Here is an 18,260-nt window from a genome sequence, read left to right as displayed (position 1 = left end):
TGCTATTTTTCGATGGAAAAAAAATTCTGCGTCCAATCAACATTATTAATACCTATTCAAGATTTGATGATTGATGAACTCTGAGGGGGAATTGAACAAAGACGTAGCGGAAATGAGATCGGCCCTTTTGGAAAGATACTCCCGCATCTATAAACGGGACCTTTCGACCGTAACATCCTTTTCCGCTGACGCCAAAGGCCGTTCCGTCAACACTCCCGGTAAGCGCTCTGTTATCAAAGATGCTCCTCAGTCTGCACAAACAATATCGGCACGGATAGTTCCGGAGAAAAACAGCCTCAGAGAAAGATTGGATTCGTACTGGTTCTATTTCAAAAAAGCAGCATATGAGAAAGGAACTTCCGAAGCCATCAGGATTGCCTATCGCTACGTCTTCCGTAAAGGTAACGAGCCTGAACGCAGCATACCCCAGCAGGTCCAAGAGGCCCCGAAACCGTACTCTCATTTGGACGCTGCAGCGTTCCCCTCTCTTCAGGCGCACAGCAGCTATCCGTTATTGTCTTTCCCGAAGTTCGATGATCCTCAGGTATCGATAATAATTCCTGTGTACAACCAGTGGAACTACACGTACTTCTGTCTGAAGTCAATCCTCGAAACCTGCAGGCAAACAACATATGAGATCATAGTCGGCGATGATTGCTCATCAGATAAGACTGCAGAATTGGAAAAGTACGCGGAGAACGTCATCCACATCCGCAATCCTGAGAACCTCAGATTCCTCCGCAACTGCAACAACGCATCCAAATACGCACGCGGAAAGTACCTGGTATTCCTGAACAACGATACCGTCGTGATGGAGGGCTGGCTTGATTCTCTTGTAAAACTCATAGAGTCCCGCGATGACGTCGGGATGGTGGGCTCGAAATTCCTCTATCCGGACGGAACCCTTCAGGAGGCCGGCGGCATCGTTTGGTCGAACGGCGACGGCCTCAACTATGGGAGAGGAAATGACCCGTCGGATTATAAATACAATTATGTGCGCGAGGTCGATTACATCTCCGGCGCATCCATACTCATCCCCAGGTCCCTCTGGAACGAAATCGGCGGATTCGATCCCCGTTACACGCCGGCGTATTTCGAAGACAGCGACCTCGCCTCGAGATAAGGAAACGCGGACTGAAAGTGCTGTACCAGCCACGCTCCGAGCTTGTACATTTCGAAAGGACCAGTTCCGGGGATTCTGCATGGGCCCTCATGAAAAACAACAAAGTCAAATTCTTGAGAAATGGGGGGATGTCCTGCGTACGGACTCGTTCTTCCCGAACGGACCTGCAGATGTCCAGAGGGGACGCTCCAAATGGAGAAAGTCCGTATTGTTGATCGATGATATGCCGATCCATTTCGATGAAAATGCAGGTTCGAAGACAATTTTCAACTTCCTGCAGCTCTTCATCGGTCTCGGCTACGATGTCACATTCTTGAACGACAGCTGCTGGGGATATGACGGCAAATATACTGACATACTGCAGCAGATGGGCGTAGAAGTCGTCTACGGCAACAAGTACTGGCATAATCAAACTGATTGGATGGATAAAAACGCAGGAAGGTTCGACCTCGTCCTCCTCAGCAGACCGAACATAGGCATGAAATACCTGGATCGGTTCAAACACGAACCGAACTGCAAGATCGCATATTACGGACATGATCTGCATTATGTCAGAGAAATGCGTGAATACGAACTCACTGGGAACAAAGAGCTTCTGGATCGGTCTGTGAATCACAAGATAGAGGAGCTTCATCTGCATGAGGAGGCGGACATCTCCCTCGTCGTGAGCTCTGATGAGAAGAGGATCGTCGACGGAGAGCTCGGAACCGCCAGAACCGTCGTTACGCCGATATTCTTCTACAAGAACATCCCATACAAGGAACCGGATTTCGACCGCAAGAACGGCCTCCTGTTCGTAGGGGGATTCGATCACACTCCGAATGTGGACGGCATACTTTGGTTCGTCAAGGAGATCCTTCCGCTTGTCAGGAAAAGAATCCCGGGGATAAAACTGACAATCGCTGGCTCCAATCCGAAGAAGAAAATACTCGACCTTGCAGGCAAAGACATCACCGTGACCGGATATCTTCCCGATGATGAACTCGACAAACTTTACGATGCCTCACTCATATCGATAGTGCCGGTCAGGTTCGGGGCAGGGGTCAAGGGAAAGACAGTGGATGCGATGCATCACAAAATGGCCGTCGTATCCACTTCCATCGGACTGGAGGGGCTTCCTGGCATAAACGACTGCATCCGTCCGCATGATACCCCCGAGGAATTCGCAGATGAGATTGTTCGGCTCTGCAGCGACAAAGATGCCGTCAGAAAGGAATCCCGTGCAAATTACAGCTATGTTATGAATAGGTTCTCTTACGATGCGGCCCTGGACCTGTTCCGTTCGGTGTTCGGAGACGGACACAAGGAAAAACACAGACCGATCCGCATCCTTGACATCGTCTATTACATGGCCTGCCCGCCCAAATCGGGAGGCGCGCTCAGGGTGATCTCCCCTCTGGAAAAATGGATGCGGACTGCGGATTGGAATTTGACATCGTATTCTCCAACGGAGCCCGGGAAAACATATCGCGCTGCGAGCAGTATCTGAACAACATACCTGCAGTAGGTTTTGCGAAGGGCATCCTCACAGACCAATACCTGAACAATATAAACGGCAAGCCGAACGATATCCCTGAAGATGTGTGGAACACCATGAGCATGGAGCTTATGGACTATCTGAGAGAGCTTGTAACGCAGATACATTACGACATCATACAGATCGAGCACAGTCAACTGTCCTGGATCGTTCCGGAACTTAGAACTCTCAGCCCCGAATCGATATTCGTTCTGGACTCCCACAACATAGAGTATCGGAAGTTCGAGACATGGATGCCGTACGCAAAACCCGATGAGGCCCAGCATATCTCGGAACAGCTGTCGGAGATGAAGGCCTGGGAGGAGAGGATGTGGCAATGGTATGATGCGGCGATCTCGATTTCCGCTGAGGAATGCGGAATTCTCAAGTCAGGCGGACTGCGCAGAGTAGCCACGGTGCCTACGGGCGGCGGAGTGGATTTGAACAAATACGCCCCTGAGAAGATGATCGAAAAACCCATCGATATCCTGTACATAGGAACCATGAACTGGTATCCTAATGCCCACGGCCTGAGATGGTTTATCGAGAAAGTTATACCGCTCATAGAGAGAGAACGCCCCGGGACTGTGTTCCATGTAGTGGGATCGGGAAAGCCGGAAACAGAGTTCCTGAATACACTGAAGGCAGATGTCCCAGTGAAATTCTGGGGCTTCCAGGGGGATGATGCCTGGTTCTTGCACAGAGCGAAAGTGTTTGTGATCCCCCTGTGGATCGGCGCAGGTGCCAGAGTGAAACTCATTACCGCATGGGGAGCGGGCACCCCTGTGGTATCCACTACGTTCGGCGCCGAAGGGTCGGATGCCAGGGACGGCGAGAACATCCTGCTGGCGGACGATCCTCAGGCATTCGCGGATTCGGTGCTGAGACTTCTGAACGATAGAAAGTACGGCGAGAATATTGCTCATGCGGCTTTTGAAACAGTGCGCGAAAAATACACCGTCGAACGGTGCGCCGATATGCTCATCGTTTTTACAGGGACCTGGCAAAGAAGGACTGAAGGGATCGCTGTCTGCCCGAACCGAGCATGAAATCGGAATAAGCGTCGCAGACTTCCTTGCTGGGACCCATCATCTTTATGCGCCCGTTATCGAGCCAGATAGTCCTGTCGCATATGCCGGCGGCCTGTTCAGGGTTCTGCGTCACCAGAACGATGGTCACGCCGGACTCCTTCAATTCGCGTATCTTGTCCATGCATTTCTTCTGATAGGCTATGTCCCCGACAGAAAGAATCTCGTCGACGATGAGTATATTGGCGCTCACGTTGATAGCTATAGAGAAGGCGAGCCTCATATACATCCCGGACGAATAGTCGCGGACCCTCTCGTCTATGTGCTCCTCGATCTCCGAGAAATCGAGGATGTCCTGCATCCTCTCGTCGGTCTCCTTCTTGTCCAGACCGAAGATGGATGCATTGATGTAGATGTTCTCGCGGCCCGACATGTCCGGATGGAATCCTGCGCCGAGCTCGATCAGGCACGAAATCCTCCCCTGGGTCTCGATGGTCCCGCTGTCGGGACGTATGATCCTGGTGAGGAGTTTCAATATGGTGCTCTTCCCGGAACCGTTGCGTCCGATTATACCCAGTGCCTCTCCCTTCCTGACATCGAATGAGATATCGTGAAGGACCTCGCGGGCCTCTGCTTCTTCTGCTTGTAGTATATGACACGGTCCTTGAGGGACATGGAGCGGTGGGTGCCGAACGTCTTCGATACGTGCTTCACCTCGATGGCGTCATCCCCGTCCATCACAGCACCTCTGCGAAGTCCGGAGAATACTTCTCAAACACAGCGGTGCCGATGAGGAGCATGATGACGGAGGCGGCAACAGCGATGATTGCATCCTCGATCCCCGGAACGGCCTTCCAGTACAGGCAGTCCTGGAACATCCCTACTATGTATGTCAGGGGATTGATGTCCAGCATCGTTTGGAACGTATCGTTGTCGATAAAGTCCTTGACGTACATTATCGGCGTTAGCCAGATGAGCATCATGAGAATGACGTTGACCATGTACTGCACATCCCTCATGTAACGTCGGCCGCGGCCAGCAGGAGGGACAGACCCAGAGAGAAAACGAAGAGGCAGAACACAGCCACCGGGAGGGACGCCAGCGCCCATCCGTCGAACCCGTGGCCGCCCACGGCCAGGATCAGCAGGGCAATGCCCATCGAGATCAGGAAGTTGATGAATTTCGAAATGACCATCGACAGCGGGATGACGGTGCGCGGGAAGTATATCTTCGAAACCAGTTGAGAATTCTCTATTATCGATCCAGAACTGGATAGGACCGCATCGTTGAACATCGTCCACGGAACCATGCCGACGATGATGTACACGTAATAATGCTCGATGTTCTGCCTGAAAACGACCGTGAACACCATGATGTAGACGAGTATCTGCATCAGAGGGAGAATGAAATTCCAAAGGAACCCAAGAAGAGAACCCTTGTACCTCCCTCTCAGATCCCTCCTTACCAGGTTCCAAACCATAGATCTGTAATCATACAGTTCTCTGATCCAACCGAGCATCCCTTTCACCTAGTTTGTCATTTTATAAAAATATGCTTTCAACCACCGGAATCGCACCGTGCAGTTGCTCTTCCGTTCTGTCGGACGGCTGCCGCTGCGGATGGCGGGGCCAGCGCCCTTATCATATTCGATGCATCGGCCCCGATCTGTCAAATAATTTTAAAAAAGGCAATGAGCGTGCTGTTCACTATATGAAAGGAATCGTACTCGCAGGCGGTTCCGGGACGAGGCTCTATCCTCTCACGATAGCGTGCTCGAAGCAGATGCTCCCGGTCTATGATAAGCCGATGATCTTCTACCCGATATGCACGCTCATGAATGCGGGGATAAGGGATATTCTTGTCATATCCACGCCGGCGGACATCGGGAAGTTCGAGCGTCTCCTGGGCGACGGATCGGACTTCGGGGTCCGCCTGTCGTATGCCGTGCAGCCCTCACCCGACGGCCTCGCCGAGGCGTTCCTGATCGGGAAGGAATTCATCGGCGGGAAGGCATGCGCCATGGTCCTCGGCGACAATATATTCTACGGAAGAGGACTCAGAAAGCATCTCCTCAGAGCCGCCGATGATGCCGAGCACGGCAGGTCCACCATCTTCGGCTACAGGGTCCCGGACCCGGAGCGTTTCGGCGTCGTCGAGTTCGATGCCGACGGAAATGCCGTGTCCATAGAGGAGAAGCCGGAACATCCGAAATCGGATTACTGCGTGACCGGCCTCTACTTCTATCCGTCGGACGTCTGCAGCAAGGCGGAGACGATAAGGCCTTCCGCCCGCGGCGAGCTCGAGATCACCGACCTCAACTCCATTTACCTATCCGAAGGCAGGCTGAAGGTCCAGCTGCTCGGCGCAGGATACCGCTGGTGGGACACTGGGACATTCGACAGCCTGATGGATGCGGCCAAGTACGTGCAGGCGAAGACGCTTCATTACGGCACCACCATATGCTCCCCGGAGGCAGTCGCCTACAGCAGCGGATGGATAACGCGCGGGAAGCTCTCCGAGATAGCGGATAGATATCAGAAGACGTCCTACGGCAGATATCTGAAGAGCCTTCTGGAGGGATGAGCTACGGGCAGGATAGAAATCACGGAAACGGGGATAGACGGGCTCCTCGTCCTGAGGCCGGAGGTCCACGGGGACTCCCGCGGGTACTTCACCGAGACGTACAACCGCAGGGACATGGAGGACGCGGGGCTGGATTACGACTTCGTGCAGGACAACCAGTCAAAGTCGTCGAAGGGCGTCCTCCGCGGGCTCCATTACCAGATCGCCCACCCGCAGGCCAAGCTCGTGCGCGTGGTCGAGGGCGAGGTGTACGATGTGGCGGTCGATCTGAGAGTCGGGAGCCCTACGTACGGGAAATGGTTCGGCGTGATCCTCTCGGCGGAGAACATGCGCCAGTTCCTCATACCCAGGGGGTTCGCCCACGGATTCCAGGTGCTGAGCGAAAGCGCCGTGTTCTGCTACAAGTGCGACGACTTCTACCATCCCGGGGACGAAGGCGGCATCAGATGGAACGACCCCGACCTGAACATCCCCTGGCCGGGAGGGGACGAACCGCTGCTGAGCGAGAAGGACCGCGTCCAGCCGTTCTTCAGGGACCTGGTGAGACGATGGCGGCATACCTTGTCACGGGCGGAGCGGGGTTCATCGGATCGAACTTCGTCTACCACCTCCTGCGCACGCATCCTTCCGACACGGTCGTCTGCCTCGACTCGCTGACGTACGCCGGGAACATAGAGACTCTCGGCCCCGCCCTGGAATCCGAGCGCTTCCGCTTCATCCGCGGCGACATCCGCGACCGCCCGACAGTGGAGAAGGTCTTCTCCGAGCAGCATCCGGACCATGTCGTCAACTTCGCCGCGGAATCCCACGTGGACCGTTCCATCAAGAACCCCCAGATATTCCTGGAGACGAACATCATCGGCACCTCGGTGCTGATGGACGCCGCCGTCGGGCACGGAGTGAAAAGGTTCCACCAGGTGTCCACCGACGAGGTCTACGGGGACCTCCCGCTCGACCGCCCGGACCTCCGTTTCACCGAGGACACGCCTCTGCGCACCTCGAGCCCCTATTCCTCCTCCAAGGCAGGCGCGGACCTGCTCGCCATGGCCTACAGGAGGACCTACGGCCTTCCCGTCACGATATCGAGGTGCTCCAACAATTACGGGCCGTACCAGTTCCCCGAGAAGCTCATACCGCTCATGATCTCCCGCGCCCTGAGGGACGAGCCCCTCCCCGTCTACGGGGACGGCCTCAACGTACGCGACTGGCTCTTCGTAGAGGACCACTGCCGCGCCATCGATGCGATCCTCTCCGGGGGACGCGAGGGCGAGATCTTCACGTCGGGGGTAACAACGAGATGCGCAACATAGACATCGTGAAGCTCATACTGCGCGAGCTCGGAAAGCCCGAGAGCCTCATCTCGTACGTGAAGGACAGGAAAGGGCACGACCGCAGATATGCCATCGACGCCTCCAAGATACACCGGGACCTCGGATGGGTGCCCGAGACCTCGTTCGGCGACGGGATGAAGAAGACGGTCGAATGGTACCTGGACAACCGGGAATGGTGCGACCGCATCCTCGACGGCAGCTACCTCAGGTCGAACGGGGCAGTCAGATGAGGGTGCTCGTCACCGGCGCCGGCGGCCAGCTCGGCCATGACGTCACCGGCTGCCTGAAGATCCGCGGGGACACCGCGATCGCCCCCTCGCACGAGGAGATGGATATCACCGACCGCTCCGCCGTCGATGCCTGCTTCGCGCGCGGACATCCGGACGCGGTCATCCACTGTGCCGCCTGGACGGCGGTAGACCTCGCCGAAACGCATGAGGCCGAATGCAGGAACGTCAACGTCAATGGGACGATGAACCTGACCGAGGCCTGCAGGAGCGCGGGGATACCGATCCTGTACGTCAGCACGGACTACGTCTTCGACGGGACCCTGGGACGCCCCATTACCGTGGACGACCCGACCTGCCCCGTGAACGTGTACGGGTTCAGCAAGAGGGACGGGGAGACAGTGGTCAGGACATACCACAGGCATTACATCGTGCGCACCTCCTGGGTCTTCGGCAGCAGCGGCAGGAACTTCGTGAAGACCATGCTGTCCCTCGCGCAGAAGACGGATACCGTGAAGGTCGTCGACGACCAGATCGGGTCCCCGACCTACACGGCGGACCTGGCGCCCCTCCTGTGCAGGATAATCGGCAGCGGGAAGTACGGGACGTACCACGCGCATAACGCCGGATACTGCAGCTGGTGCGGCTTCGCCCGCGGGATCTTCAGCGCCGCCGGCGTACGGACGCAGGCCGTGCCGATATCCACCCGGGAGTACCCGACCGCCGCCCGCCGCCCTCCGGACAGCAGGCTGGACACCTCGTCCCTGACCGAGGCGGGCTTCGGCCAGCTTCCGGAATGGCAGGACGCGGTCGCCCGCTACGTTCGGTCAAACCCTTATATCGAATGACCCTATGGCACGTGAGGATGGGCCATGACTGCTAAGGATGATAGGAAGGGGCATTCTCTTCTCGGCATCGTCCTCGGGAGCCCTCTGAGAGCCGTCAGATGCATCAACAGGACGAACCTCAGGATGTTCCGCTCCGTTGTGCACTACAGCGGATTCCGTGTGGCGGTCAGGACGGCCCGCAACGTGCTCTCCAACTCCATGGACGATTACCGCCGTGCGGAGGGCATGTCCACGTACGGGGATGAGGACAGCGGCATCCCGGAGAAGATGGAGCTCCCGTTCTGCGCCGATCCCGAAGTGTCGATAGTCATCCCAGTCTACAACAAGGTCGAGCTCACCCTTTCATGCATCAGGTCGATCATCGACAACACCTCCGAAGCGGAATACGAGGTCCTGGTCGCCGACGACGGCTCCACCGACGCGACCGTATCCATAGGGGACCGCGTGTCGAACCTCATCGTCGTGAAGGACGGGGCCAACCGCGGATTCATCAGGAACTGCAACAACGCCGCGAAGCATGTCCGCGGAAAGTTTATCCTGTTCCTGAACAACGACACCGTCGTCAAAAAGAATTGGCTAAAACCGATGCTAGACCTGATGCACTCCTCGGACAGCATCGGGATTGTCGGATCGAAGCTCATCTACCCCACGGGGGCTCTCCAGGAGGCCGGAGGGATCATCTGGATGGACGGGACCTCGATGAACTACGGCAAGGGCCGCAACCCCAACGAACCGGAGTACAACTACGTCAGAGAAGTCGACTACGTCTCCGGCGCATCGCTGCTCGTGCGCAGGAACCTCTTCGAACAGCTCGGAGGGTTCGACGAGCTGTATGCGCCTGCCTACTGCGAGGACAGCGACCTCGCGTTCAGGGTAAGGGAGGCGGGCTTCTCGGTCATGTACCAGCCCCTCTCCGAGGTGGTGCACTTCGAGGGCATGACGCACGGCAGGGACGGATCATCCGTCGTCAACAGGTACCAGTCCGAGAACATCGTCAAGTTCAGGAACAGGTGGGCCGACCGCCTGTCCGCCGATGCCTGCAGGCCCTGGACCGACATCTTCCATGCACGCGACAGATCGCAGTCCAAGAAGGCCATCCTCGTCGTTGCGCAGCACACGCCGAGCGGCAACCCGTCCACCAGGTACAATCACCTGTTCTCCGCTCTGAAGATCCTCGCGGAATCCGGCTACAACGTGAAGTTTGCTCCCGTCGACTTCCATTACGACGAGACGGACACAGTCCGCCTGGAGCAGCTGGGGATCGAGGTCCTGTGCGGCGTGCGCTACCGCGACGATTGGAAGCGCATCCTGCATGAGAACCGCAGGAACATCGACTACATCTGCGTGTTCGGGTACGATGTGGCCGACCACTTCATGCGCGCCCTGGACAAGAACTCGAAGGCGAGGATCTGCTACATCATACCCAGGAACATCACGCTGGGATTCGAGAGGGAATACGACATCACCCAGGACTCGTACCCCCTCATGTCCATCGCCAAGACGAAGAGGCGCCAGCCCCGCCTCATTAAGAGAGCGGACATCTGCGTGGTATCGGACAGAAGGACCGAGGACTACGTGGCCTCCAGCTGCCGTTCGCCGATGATCGCCAGGGTGCAGTCCGCCGCGTACCCGGCTGACCGCCCCGGGTTCGCCTCGAAGGGCCGCGGCATGCTCTTCGTCGGTTCCATGTTCTGCGGGGCCGATGCCGATGCGGTGACATGGTTCGCCGAGAAGATGATTCCTCTCCTGAGGGACCGCTTCGGAGGTTCCGGGGCCGCAATGCCTGTACTCCATGTCGTGGGAGAGGTCCCGGGAGACTGGGAATCCATAGCGGAATCGGGCAATGTGGTGTTCCACAGCGCCGTCAGCGCAGAGAATTTCGCATCGGTGTCGTCCGAATGCGCAATGTACGTGAACCCGATGCGCTTCGGTTCCGGGATCGTCCCCCATGTGGCCGACGCCCTCGCCGCCGGTATGCCGGTGGTGTCCACATCGGTCGGCCTGGAGGGACTTGACGGCCTCGAATATCCCTCGTTCGATGACCCAGAGCTCTTCGCGGACGAGATATTCAGGATACTTTCGGATCCGGAATATTCGGGGCTCCTCGGCGGGAAGGGACGCGCATACGCCGACGAGCACCTTTCGGAAGAAGGGTTCAGGAATTCGATAAAGAAGCTTTTCGGCTGAAGGGGCGCTCTCAGTCATCCCTTGCGCCTACCCCTGTGAACTGCACAGGGCATCCTTCAGGACCGGAAAATCCGTGTCTGAATCACTGCTCGTCGTCGGTCTTCTTCACGAAGACGGCGTACTTGCTGATGATATAGTTCAGCACGATCTCGATGATCGAGATGATTATCTTGGCGGGGAACCCGTCGACCCCCAGGAGCTCGAGGTCGAGGCCCATGTCGTACAGGACGGGGAACCCGCAGATGTTGATGGCCCCGGTGAAGGCACGGCCCACGACGAAATAAGTGGCCTCTTTGCTGACGGTCTTCCTCTTCCTTGTCTGGCTGCCGAAGACGAAGGTCTTGTTGAGCACGAACGCGACGATGACCCCTATGATCCAGGAGGCCGCGTTACTGTAGACCGGCGCGATCCCGAGGAGGACCAGGGCCGCATAGACGCCCCAGGTGATGGCAACATTGAGGGCTCCGATGAAGAGATAGCGCATGACCTCCCCGTGCTTCCCGTAGAAAAGACCGTCGAAGAAATCCCTGAGCCCCATGCCATCGCCTCACAGTTTCTTGGTCGAGCCGACCATCTCCCACACGCTCATGTTGTCGCCTCCCTCCTCCACATGCTCGCGGGCGATGCGGCGGCATTTCCCTTCCAGCCGAGCCACATACAGCATCTTAAGCGGGTGGAACCCCAGCTCCTTGAAGCATGCAAGGGCCGCCTTCAGAAGGTACCGTTTGTTCCACGTGGGGATGCTGTAGCCGTACTTCTTCTGCATCACGCATTCGCCTATGTTTACACGAACACGCTGCTTGATGAAATCTTCCTCTGTCTCCGGGCCGCGGTTCAGAACTATGCTGTCCGGGACGTAGACGCATATGTACCCGGCATCCTCGAGCTTCATGCGTATGAGGTCCTCGTCCGACTGCATGTCGGTCGGAAGGCGGGTGCCGATATCGCGGAACGCTATCAGCTCGCCGATCTTCGGATGCTCGAGCGCGAGCTGGTGATGGACGCGCCACATGAGATTGACTGCGAAACCGATCTTGGTGTCCGTGCCGTTGGTCGGGACAGGATGGCCTCCTGTGATGCCGACCTTGGGGTCGGCGAAGGGCTCGACCAATTTCTCGAGAGAATCCTCGGTACCGAACGCATTGTCCGCGTTCAGCATGACCACGAGGTCGCATGACTTGTTGTCGAGGTAGCAGTTTATGGCGGAGTTCTTGCCCTCTCTCTTCTCCTGCCTGTAGAGACGGAGCGTGGAGAACTCCGCCTGCAGCCCTTTGACGATATCGTCCGTCCCGTCGGTGCTTCCGCTGGAGACCACCAGAACCTCCTTCACCGAAACGCTGCTGAGTTTCTGGGAGTAAACGGAGCGTATGGACCGCTCGATGATCTGCGCCTCATTGTAAGCGCATATCCCCACAGTCACCTCTAAACCGGGCATTATACTGCACCGATTTGCGATATCCTATAAAAAGTGTCCATGATGCGGACGCAATCCCCCATAATTAATAAAACAACAGTGCGCATATTGAGCACCAAACACGCAGCGTGGCAGTTCTGTCCGCTGTGCCAGAAAGTGAGATCCGATAAAATGGTCTATGTCGATCCTTATGTGAAGAGCGCCTTCCGCAAGAAACAGCCAGAGGGAAGGGGAGGGTTCATACGCCTCGACCAGAACGAGAACCCGGACGGGCTCCCGAGATGGCTGTTCGACGAGGTCATGAAGGACATCACCCCGGAGATGCTCGGCATGTACCCTGAGGAGGGGCCTTTCATCGAGAAATATTCCAAAATGATAGGGATCCCCGCCTCTCAGGTGACAATCACTGACGGCAGCGTCGTGGCCATGGGGTACATGATGAAGGTCTTCGGAGAGCCCGGGAAGGACCTGGTGGTCGTACGCCCGACCTTCAACATGTACGGAGCCTACGGAGCGCTCAACGGGATGAAGTTGAGGGAGGTCCCCTACCGCGACGGCTACAGGATGGACATCGGTGACATCCTCTCGTCCATCGACGACAATACGGGCATCGTCGTCCTCGTGAACCCCAACATGCCGATAGGCAACTCCTATTCGCCCGAGGAGGTCGAGGCGGTTGTGAAGAAGGCCGCGGAGCACGGGGCCATGGTCGTCATCGACGAAGCATACCACTACTTCAGCGATACCCAGTCGTCCGTACCGCTGATATCAAAATATGACACGTCGCGGTCCTGCGCACCTTCTCCAAGATGTTCTCCCTGGCCGGCCTCAGGCTCGGCATTGTGATGTCGAACGAGGAGAACATCCGCTGCGTCAACAACTGCGCCCGCATTACACCGTGAACGCGGTCACCCTGGCCTTCGGCGAGGCCGTGGTGGACAACATCGACAGGCTCCTGAAGGAGGAATCCGAGAAGTTCGCTAGAGGCATGGAGTACATAACCGGATGGCTGGACTCCCGTGGCTATTACTACGTCCCCAGCAGCGGATGCTTCCTCTGCATCCGCCCCAAGCACAGGGATGCGGCGTACATCACCGAGGAGCTGAAGAAGCGCAACATCCTCATCCTCTGCGGCGGCAACAACATAGAAGGGCTCCTCCGCCTGACCGTCTGGGACGAGAAGTACATGAGGATGTTCGCTGACGCTATGGACGCAATAGACAGGGAGCGATCTCAATGAGGACGGTCGCTGTCATCCTGGCCGGAGGGGTCGGGAAGAGGCTGGGAGCATCATGCCCCAAGCAGTTCCTGGAGATCCGCGGGAAGCCGGTCATCGTCCACACGGTGGAGAACTTCCAGAGGAATCCTTCGGTGGATGCGGTGGTGATCGTATGCGTCCCCGATTGGACAGACCACATGGCCAAGCTCGTCGATGAGTACAAGCTCACCAAGGTGGAGGCCATCGTCCCGGGCGGGGAGACCTCGCACGATTCCACCCGCAACGGCATCTTCCGCCTGCGCAATGAGCTCGGGAAGGGCGACTTCGTCATAATCCATGATGCAGCGCGCCCCATACTCCCGCAGGCCGCCATCGACGAGATGCTGCGGGTCGCCAGGGAGAAGGGCAACGCTTCCCTTGCCATCCCCTGCTACGAGACCGTCATCTACACGGACGACCAGAAATCCGGCGACAAAGAGCTGGACAGGAACCGCCTGATGCGCGTGCAGACCCCTCAGGCCTACGAGTACTCGGACCTTCTGTCCCTGTACGACCGCGCCGAGGCCGAGGGCAAGCACGACTTCATCTATGCGGACCTGGTGGAGATATACTACGGCAGGCGGGTGTACTTCTCCAAGGGATTCGCCAACAACATCAAGATAACCAAGCCGGAGGACATCCCCCTCTGCGAGTCGCTGATGTCCTTCTCCGAGGACCAGCTCTTCAACCTGTGATACCGTGGACGGTCTGAAGCCCTGGGAGATGAAGCGCCCCGCCTGCGAGAGAGCGGTCGACGAATATGCGCGCAGCGGCATGACGGTCGGCCTCGGGACGGGGAACTCGGCCAACTTCGCGGTCATGCGCCTGGCGGAGATGGCCCGTGAAGGAGCCGGCTTCGTCTGCGTAGCGTCGTCAGTGAAGACGGCGGAGCTGGCAAAGAGCCTCGGCCTGAATGTGGCGGACATCTCCTCCGTCGAAAGGATCGATGTGACGTTCGACGCGCCGACGAGGTGGACCCGGAACTCAACCTCATGAAGGGGCTGGGCGGTGCGCTGCTCAGGGAGAAGATAATAGCCGCTTCGACGGCCCGCGAGGTCATCATCGCCGATGACATCAAGCTCGTGGGAAAACTCGGCGAGAAGGCCCCGGTGCCGGTGGAGGTCTGCGCTTTCGGCAGCGCCCTCACTGCGGAACTGCTGCGGAAGCTCGGATGCGAGCCCGTGCTCAGGATGCAGAACGGAGCCCCGTTCGTGACCGACGGCGGCAACCTGATCTACGACTGCCGTTTCGGCCCGATAGAGAGCCCCTCCGAACTGGAGGCGGATATCGACCGCGTCCCCGGCGTGATCGAATGCGGGATCTTCCCGAGAATGGCTGACTCGGTCTTCATTTACCATGGGGACAGCGATACGTTCGAAGAACTCCGCCGCCCTCAGATCTGATGCCGGCACGCGTATATCTGGTAGGCATCGCCGACGGTCACGTAGACACAGAGCGTGCCCGAGGCCCCGTTCTTGTCCAGCGTCCCGGAATCGCTCCCGTGCGCCGTGCCCGAGCAGGTATCCAAGAGAACACTGCACCAGCACAGGCCGGCCGAGGCAGCAGAGGCGATATCCTCCGCCTGGAAGAGGGAGACCCCGCCTGCAGCGATGCATATCTGTCCGGAGCCTTCCCTCACGAATGTCAGGGTCCCTCTGTTCCCGGACGTATATCCGGCCGTGAGAGATTCCATCCCTGTCCCGGACATGTCGGGGGCGTTCATCAGAAGATCGCCCTTGAGCTGCAACTCCTTTCTGAACGGCCCCTCGGTATCCGCCGGATCGTCTTCGGCAAGATATTCGGCCGTTCCGGTGAAGAAGGCCCTCCCGCCGGCGTATTCGTACCCATCGCGGGCCATCACGTAATCGCCGGGGGCCGGCCCTACCCAATAGACGGTGCCGCCCGCTTCCATCCATTCCAGGGCCGTCCCGCCGGAGGACCCGTCGTAGACCGTTATCGGGAACGCCCCGTACACCATCACCAGGCCCTTGCCGGCAGCGGTCCCCTCATATATGTCGGACTGCAGCGCCTCGGCGAGGCCGTCCATGTCCATATAGACAGTATCATCGATCCCGCATACTCTGAGAGCGGTCTCGGTTTGTTCCAGATAGAACCCGGGCTCGTCCATGCGGGACAGGAACAGGTCGCTGCCGTCGCTGTACTGGGACGTGCGCCCTTCCTCGAGGAAAAGGTATACTGATGACACCGGGACATAATCTCCGCAGGAGATCAGGGACGCAGCATACTCGTGCGAACCGTTCACTGTCACGGTATATTCTGCATAATCTCCGGCATCCGACGCCGAGGACCCGTAACCGTAGTCGTCAGGAAGATAGGCATATGCCTCTCCGATGAAGATCACGGCGCAGATCGCAATGACGACGGCAGCCTCGGCCGCTCTCTTCCTGCCGATATGCGAGCCGAAGCTCATTCCGAAACCCTCCCGAACGGGGCACGGAAACGCTCCACCAGCATGCTGAAACGGGTATCGCGCCGTCCCAGCAGATCAAATGCTGCCAGGGCGATGAAAAGCCACACGGCCGCGGACCATATCAGTGCCAGCACGCCCTCGATGAGGTGTACAGGCAGGCCCTCTGCGAAGGACACGGACAGAGATGTGAAGGTATCGCAATCGATCAGCCCGTAGTAAGCGCAGGACAGGCAGAGAAGGGTGAACCCTGCGTGGACTGATGCCTCGAAGAATGAGAACAGACCCAGTCCCCAGTAGGATACTGAATACCCGCGGCGGTCCGGGGCCATCTCCATGCAGAGGATGATGAACCCTATGACGGACGGAGCGTACTGGTAGCCGCGGTTCAGTATCGCTGCGACGGCGATGAGCAGGCCGGCATAGAGGTACACGGCCGTTCCTGCTTCATCTTTGTCCATGTGCCAGATGCGGCGCGCAGTCAGGACCATGAGGGCCAGCAGGAGCAGCCCGACGAGGGCCTGGCGAAGCGATGTGGCGGCCCCGTAGAGAGAGCTGAAATCGGTTTCCTGCCTGTCGGTCAGGAATACGAACGCATCATCGATCTGACCGTTCATGATCTGCGGCAGCAGAAGGACGGCGGAGACCGCCGCCGCTCCGATCGCAGCAGATACGGCTCCTCCTGCCCATTCCCTGCCGCGAACCGAACGGAGGTATGCAACCAAGAGAAGGACGCAGACAGCCGGGAAGACCTTCAGCCAGACAGCGAAACCGAACACGATGCCGGCCAGCAGCGGCCTGTTCCTCCCGGCCAGCGCGATGCATCCGAGAATGAGGGCGGTCGATATGCAGTCGAACTGCCCCTGCACCGAGGACATGTAGATGGTGATAGGGCAGAAGCACCAGAAGGCCATGGCACGGACTGCGCGGGATGCGTCCCCTGTCCTGCTGAGGACGATGCGGTACAGCATCCATCCGACGGCCACATCGATGACGTCCAGAGGGAACTTGATGGCCATGTTCATCTCCGGCGATATGACGAACGGGCGGTAGCTTCTGACGCCCTCCAGGGGCAGCAGGCCCTCGAAGTAATCTCCGAACAGAGGCACGGCTCCGACCGCCTGGATCAGCATATCGAGGAACGACAGAAGGTAGCCCCAGACGGGCGTGTAGTAGTTCCCCATGACCCCGTAGATGTCGTTCCCGCTCTCGACGGACGCCATTATCCTCGGCCATGCGGACGTGTCCCCCATATGGGTGACGGAAACCGTGCAGGAAAAGCGGATGGCAAGCGCGAGTATCGCTATCAATGCAAGCTTCTGCTTTACCGGGATCTCTGACCATCTGCCCATGAGGCTTATCAATAGCTTCCGATGAACGCCCCTGTAAAATACATTGCGACTTATTCCGGACGATATAAGATTACAAAGCCTTGCTCCGTCATTATCGAATATAGATTGTGCCGACAGGATGTTTCTGTCCGCGAGGGGTGCTCCCCCTAAATACTGAACACAGTATCAGTGAAGCAGGCAGGGGCGGCAATGAACATCGGGCAGAGCATCTATGACCTCTTCGGAGGGAACGGCGAGATCGGTATACTGCTCTGCATTTTCCTCATATTCCTGCTGGATGCCCTTGTGATCCCTACGCTCCCGGAGCTCTTCTTCGTGATCGGCTTCATGGCCGGCACAGAATACACCGACGTCCCCGTCCTGTTCGGATGCGAGCTCATATCTGCTGCAGCGGCGGCCGAGCTGATCGGTATCTTCTCGCTCTATTATGTCGTGGAGCACATCCGCATCCCGAAGAAGGTCGAGAAGGCCGTCGGAGCCTACACGGACTTCCTGGTCCTCGGCGACGAGCGCCTCCTCCTGCTGAACAGGGTGGCGCCCATGATCCCGTTCGCCGGGGCGTTCATCTCCATCATGAAGTGGAACCCTGCGAAGTGCGCTTTCTACATCGTCCTCGGATGCGTCCTCAAATACGGCATCATCATGCTGCTGAGCGACTTCTTCTACGGGTTCTTCGACAGCGGAGATGCGCAGACCTTCACGCTGATCATGATCTTCGCAGTCATAGGGGCCAGTATGGCCCTCTCGCTGTACCTCAAGAAGAGGAACGGCATAGGCAACGGCAAAGACCCAGATGCCTGAAGCACAGGCGTTCGGAGCTTAGCGACCCTATAAATAAGGTTCTATAACATTTCGTGTGGAATCGGGCAGAGGAGCAGGCTCATAACGACCTGCAGCTGTCGCGGAAGAACACTATCCTTCCGAGACGCATCTCCTTCCCGTAACCTCTCGCCAATCCCTTGGAC

21 protein-coding genes and 2 pseudogenes are annotated in these 18,260 nt (G+C 57.8%); 15 read left to right on the top strand and 8 right to left on the bottom strand.

What is annotated here, in order from left to right; translation table 11 throughout:
• The first annotated feature begins 73 nt into the window (after nucleotides 1–73).
• From AUQ37_RS09705 to AUQ37_RS08240, 3 genes are all read left to right on the top strand, one after another.
• Nucleotides 74–1,123, top strand: a complete 1,050-nt coding sequence (locus tag AUQ37_RS09705) for a glycosyltransferase family 2 protein (RefSeq protein WP_082662486.1) — start codon at nucleotides 74–76, stop codon at nucleotides 1,121–1,123.
• A 79-nt stretch (nucleotides 1,124–1,202) separates the two neighbouring features.
• Complete coding sequence (locus tag AUQ37_RS08245) at nucleotides 1,203–2,612, top strand: glycosyltransferase (protein WP_082662485.1); 1,410 nt, start codon at nucleotides 1,203–1,205, stop codon at nucleotides 2,610–2,612.
• Nucleotides 2,546–3,688, top strand: coding sequence for a glycosyltransferase family 4 protein (locus AUQ37_RS08240; RefSeq protein WP_162262213.1), 1,143 nt, complete (start codon nucleotides 2,546–2,548; stop codon nucleotides 3,686–3,688). The genes AUQ37_RS08245 and AUQ37_RS08240 overlap by 67 nt, the downstream gene beginning before the upstream one ends.
• Here the strand turns inward: AUQ37_RS08240 and AUQ37_RS08235 are convergent.
• The 4 genes from AUQ37_RS08235 to AUQ37_RS13145 are packed head-to-tail and all read right to left on the bottom strand — an operon-like array spanning nucleotide 3,630 to nucleotide 5,147.
• Nucleotides 3,630–4,235: an ABC transporter ATP-binding protein gene (locus AUQ37_RS08235; RefSeq protein WP_235585046.1), complete on the bottom strand. Its 606-nt coding sequence runs from the start codon at nucleotides 4,233–4,235 to the stop codon at nucleotides 3,630–3,632. The two genes, AUQ37_RS08240 and AUQ37_RS08235, sit on opposite strands and share 59 nt — an antisense overlap.
• The gene (locus tag AUQ37_RS12650) at nucleotides 4,235–4,405 is read right to left on the bottom strand and encodes a hypothetical protein (protein WP_157844371.1); all 171 of its coding nucleotides are present in this window, start codon (nucleotides 4,403–4,405) and stop codon (nucleotides 4,235–4,237) included. Before AUQ37_RS12650 ends, AUQ37_RS08235 begins: the two co-directional genes overlap by 1 nt.
• Nucleotides 4,405–4,686: an ABC transporter permease gene (locus AUQ37_RS13150; RefSeq protein WP_058748180.1), complete on the bottom strand. Its 282-nt coding sequence runs from the start codon at nucleotides 4,684–4,686 to the stop codon at nucleotides 4,405–4,407. Before AUQ37_RS13150 ends, AUQ37_RS12650 begins: the two co-directional genes overlap by 1 nt.
• Nucleotides 4,683–5,147 carry an ABC transporter permease gene (locus tag AUQ37_RS13145; RefSeq protein ID WP_255354915.1) on the bottom strand — a complete coding sequence of 155 codons (465 nt, stop codon included), beginning with the start codon at nucleotides 5,145–5,147 and terminating at the stop codon, nucleotides 4,683–4,685. The genes AUQ37_RS13150 and AUQ37_RS13145 overlap by 4 nt, the downstream gene beginning before the upstream one ends.
• Nucleotides 5,148–5,377: 230 nt before the next feature.
• Between AUQ37_RS13145 and rfbA the strand changes: the two genes are divergently transcribed.
• From rfbA to AUQ37_RS08200, 5 genes and pseudogenes are all read left to right on the top strand, one after another.
• Nucleotides 5,378–6,250 carry a glucose-1-phosphate thymidylyltransferase RfbA gene (gene rfbA, locus AUQ37_RS08220; protein WP_058748178.1) on the top strand — a complete coding sequence of 291 codons (873 nt, stop codon included), beginning with the start codon at nucleotides 5,378–5,380 and terminating at the stop codon, nucleotides 6,248–6,250.
• Between the two features lie 12 nt (nucleotides 6,251–6,262).
• A pseudogene (gene rfbC, locus AUQ37_RS08215) lies at nucleotides 6,263–6,787 on the top strand (dTDP-4-dehydrorhamnose 3,5-epimerase); the annotation flags it as partial.
• 11 nt (nucleotides 6,788–6,798) lie between these two features.
• Nucleotides 6,799–7,811: pseudogene (gene rfbB / locus AUQ37_RS08210) on the top strand (dTDP-glucose 4,6-dehydratase).
• Complete coding sequence (gene rfbD, locus AUQ37_RS08205; protein WP_058748177.1) at nucleotides 7,808–8,656, top strand: dTDP-4-dehydrorhamnose reductase; 849 nt, start codon at nucleotides 7,808–7,810, stop codon at nucleotides 8,654–8,656. The pseudogene rfbB and the gene rfbD overlap by 4 nt, the downstream one beginning before the upstream one ends.
• A gap of 24 nt (nucleotides 8,657–8,680) precedes the next feature.
• Nucleotides 8,681–10,843 carry a glycosyltransferase gene (locus AUQ37_RS08200; RefSeq protein WP_058748176.1) on the top strand — a complete coding sequence of 721 codons (2,163 nt, stop codon included), beginning with the start codon at nucleotides 8,681–8,683 and terminating at the stop codon, nucleotides 10,841–10,843.
• Nucleotides 10,844–10,925: 82 nt separating this feature from the next.
• On the opposite strand, the gene AUQ37_RS08195 is transcribed toward AUQ37_RS08200, so the two are convergent.
• Nucleotides 10,926–11,381 (bottom strand): GtrA family protein, encoded by a 456-nt coding sequence (locus AUQ37_RS08195; RefSeq protein WP_058748175.1) that lies wholly within the window; start codon nucleotides 11,379–11,381, stop codon nucleotides 10,926–10,928.
• A 9-nt stretch (nucleotides 11,382–11,390) separates the two neighbouring features.
• A complete protein-coding gene (locus tag AUQ37_RS08190) occupies nucleotides 11,391–12,278 on the bottom strand; it encodes a glycosyltransferase family 2 protein (protein ID WP_058748174.1) in 888 nt (295 codons plus the stop codon).
• A 150-nt stretch (nucleotides 12,279–12,428) separates the two neighbouring features.
• Between AUQ37_RS08190 and AUQ37_RS11565 the strand changes: the two genes are divergently transcribed.
• The 6 genes from AUQ37_RS11565 to rpiA are packed head-to-tail and all read left to right on the top strand — an operon-like array spanning nucleotide 12,429 to nucleotide 14,918.
• Nucleotides 12,429–13,103, top strand: a complete 675-nt coding sequence (locus AUQ37_RS11565) for an aminotransferase class I/II-fold pyridoxal phosphate-dependent enzyme (protein WP_201013880.1) — start codon at nucleotides 12,429–12,431, stop codon at nucleotides 13,101–13,103.
• Nucleotides 13,067–13,159, top strand: a complete 93-nt coding sequence (locus AUQ37_RS13770) for a hypothetical protein (protein WP_201013879.1) — start codon at nucleotides 13,067–13,069, stop codon at nucleotides 13,157–13,159. The genes AUQ37_RS11565 and AUQ37_RS13770 overlap by 37 nt, the downstream gene beginning before the upstream one ends.
• Nucleotides 13,156–13,497 (top strand): hypothetical protein, encoded by a 342-nt coding sequence (locus AUQ37_RS11555; protein ID WP_201013878.1) that lies wholly within the window; start codon nucleotides 13,156–13,158, stop codon nucleotides 13,495–13,497. Before AUQ37_RS13770 ends, AUQ37_RS11555 begins: the two co-directional genes overlap by 4 nt.
• Nucleotides 13,494–14,210: a 2-C-methyl-D-erythritol 4-phosphate cytidylyltransferase gene (locus AUQ37_RS08180; protein ID WP_058748173.1), complete on the top strand. Its 717-nt coding sequence runs from the start codon at nucleotides 13,494–13,496 to the stop codon at nucleotides 14,208–14,210. Before AUQ37_RS11555 ends, AUQ37_RS08180 begins: the two co-directional genes overlap by 4 nt.
• Before the next feature lie 4 nt (nucleotides 14,211–14,214).
• On the top strand, nucleotides 14,215–14,511 hold the full coding sequence (locus tag AUQ37_RS12640) for a ribose-5-phosphate isomerase A (protein WP_235585039.1): 297 nt from the start codon (nucleotides 14,215–14,217) through the stop codon (nucleotides 14,509–14,511).
• Entirely contained in the window at nucleotides 14,487–14,918 is a 432-nt protein-coding gene (gene rpiA / locus AUQ37_RS12635) for a ribose 5-phosphate isomerase A (RefSeq protein WP_235585038.1), read from the top strand. The genes AUQ37_RS12640 and rpiA overlap by 25 nt, the downstream gene beginning before the upstream one ends.
• On the opposite strand, the gene AUQ37_RS08170 is transcribed toward rpiA, so the two are convergent.
• Nucleotides 14,909–15,946 carry a hypothetical protein gene (locus AUQ37_RS08170; protein ID WP_058748172.1) on the bottom strand — a complete coding sequence of 346 codons (1,038 nt, stop codon included), beginning with the start codon at nucleotides 15,944–15,946 and terminating at the stop codon, nucleotides 14,909–14,911. The genes rpiA and AUQ37_RS08170 overlap by 10 nt on opposite strands.
• A complete protein-coding gene (locus AUQ37_RS08165) occupies nucleotides 15,943–17,295 on the bottom strand; it encodes a glycosyltransferase family 87 protein (RefSeq protein ID WP_058748171.1) in 1,353 nt (450 codons plus the stop codon). The genes AUQ37_RS08170 and AUQ37_RS08165 overlap by 4 nt, the downstream gene beginning before the upstream one ends.
• Before the next feature lie 189 nt (nucleotides 17,296–17,484).
• Between AUQ37_RS08165 and AUQ37_RS08160 the strand changes: the two genes are divergently transcribed.
• A complete protein-coding gene (locus AUQ37_RS08160; protein ID WP_058748170.1) occupies nucleotides 17,485–18,096 on the top strand; it encodes a hypothetical protein in 612 nt (203 codons plus the stop codon).
• Nucleotides 18,097–18,260 lie beyond the last annotated feature (164 nt).

Source organism: Candidatus Methanomethylophilus sp. 1R26 (genome assembly GCF_001481295.1).
GTDB lineage: Archaea > Thermoplasmatota > Thermoplasmata > Methanomassiliicoccales > Methanomethylophilaceae > Methanomethylophilus.
Note: the sequence above shows the minus strand (reverse complement) of the source record. Positions and strands in the feature narration are given on the sequence as shown.